This window comes from Paenibacillus cremeus, assembly GCF_007786445.1.
GTDB lineage: Bacteria > Bacillota > Bacilli > Paenibacillales > NBRC-103111 > Paenibacillus_G > Paenibacillus_G cremeus.
Map to the genome: position 1 here is coordinate 1 of NZ_VNJI01000113.1, position 2130 is coordinate 2130.

1 rRNA gene is annotated in these 2130 nt (G+C 54.8%); it reads right to left on the reverse strand.

The annotated features are described in order from the left end of the window. A 23S ribosomal RNA gene (locus FPZ49_RS35015) occupies positions 1 to 2130 on the reverse strand; the annotation flags it as partial.

The following is a 2130-nucleotide window of genomic DNA, read 5'->3' on the forward strand; positions in this document are numbered from 1 at the left end:
CTGGGAAATCTCATCTTGAGGGGGGCTTCACGCTTAGATGCTTTCAGCGCTTATCCCTTCCGTACTTGGCTATCCAGCCGTGCCTCTGGCGAGACAACTGGTACACCAGCGGTACGTCCATCCCGGTCCTCTCGTACTAAGGACAGCTCCTCTCAAATTTCCTACGCCCGCGACAGATAGGGACCGAACTGTCTCACGACGTTCTGAACCCAGCTCGCGTACCGCTTTAATGGGCGAACAGCCCAACCCTTGGGACCTACTTCAGCCCCAGGATGCGATGAGCCGACATCGAGGTGCCAAACCTCCCCGTCGATGTGGACTCTTGGGGGAGATAAGCCTGTTATCCCCAGGGTAGCTTTTATCCGTTGAGCGATGGCCCTTCCATTCGGTACCACCGGATCACTAAGCCCGACTTTCGTCCCTGCTCGACCTGTTTGTCTCGCAGTCAAGCTCCCTTATGCCTTTGCACTCTTCGAATGATTTCCAACCATTCTGAGGGAACCTTGGGGCGCCTCCGTTACTTTTTAGGAGGCGACCGCCCCAGTCAAACTGCCCACCTGACACGGTCCCCGTACCGGTTTACGGTACCAGGTTAGAACTCCGATACGATCAGGGTGGTATCCCAACGGCGCCTCCACCGATGCTGGCGCACCGGCTTCCTAGGCTCCCACCTATCCTGTACAGATCGTACCAAAGTCCAATATCAAGCTGCAGTAAAGCTCCATGGGGTCTTTCCGTCTTGTCGCGGGTAACCTGCATCTTCACAGGTATTAAAATTTCACCGGATCTCTCGTCGAGACAGCGCCCAAGTCGTTACGCCATTCGTGCGGGTCAGAATTTACCTGACAAGGAATTTCGCTACCTTAGGACCGTTATAGTTACGGCCGCCGTTTACTGGGGCTTCGGTTCATAGCTTCGGGTTGCCCCTAACCACTCCCCTTAACCTTCCAGCACCGGGCAGGCGTCAGCCCGTATACTTCGCCTTGCGGCTTCGCACAGACCTGTGTTTTTGCTAAACAGTCGCTTGGGCCTTTTCACTGCGGCCCCCTCGGGCTATTCACCCTACCGAGGCACCCCTTCTCCCGAAGTTACGGGGTCATTTTGCCGAGTTCCTTAACGAGAGTTCTTCCGAGCGCCTTAGCATGCTCTGCTCGCCTACCTGTGTCGGTTTGCGGTACGGGCACCTTCTCCCTGGCTAGAGGCTTTTCTTGGCAGCTTGAACTCATGACCTTCGGTACTTTATATTTCCCTCCCCATCACAGCCCAGCCTTACGGTGTGCGGATTTGCCTACACACCAGCCTCACTGCTTGGACGAGCATCCATCAGCTCGCGTCACTATCCTTCTGCGTCACCCCATCGCTCATAACGGTTCACGGTGGTACAGGAATTTCAACCTGTTGTCCTTCGACTACGCCTTTCGGCCTCGCCTTAGGTCCCGACTTACCCTGAGCGGACGAACCTTCCTCAGGAACCCTTAGGCTTACGGCGGACAAGATTCTCACTTGTCTTTTCGTTACTCATACCGGCATTCTCACTTGTATGCAGTCCACCAGTCCTTACGATCTAGCTTCAACCCGCATACAACGCTCCCCTACCCCAGGACGTCTAAGACGTCTAGTCATAGCTTCGGTGGTGTGTTTAGCCCCGTTACATTTTCGGCGCAGAGTCACTCGACCAGTGAGCTATTACGCACTCTTTCAATGGTGGCTGCTTCTAAGCCAACATCCTGGTTGTCTGTGCAACTCCACATCCTTTCCCACTTAACACACACTTGGGGACCTTAGCTGATGATCTGGGCTGTTTCCCTCTTGACAATGGATCTTAGCACTCACTGTCTGACTCCCGGGCATCGAGTCTGCGGCATTCAGAGTTTGACTGGACTTGGTAACCCTTGGCGGGCCCCGCACCCAATCAGTGCTTTACCTCCGCGACTCTAACCCGAGGCTAGCCCTAAAGCTATTTCGGGGAGAACCAGCTATCTCCGAGTTCGATTGGAATTTCTCCGCTACCCCCACCTCATCCCCGAATTTTTCAACATTCGTGGGTTCGGGCCTCCAGTGCGTGTTACCGCACCTTCACCCTGGACAGGGGTAGATCACACGGTTTCGGGTCTACGTCCACGTACTTAT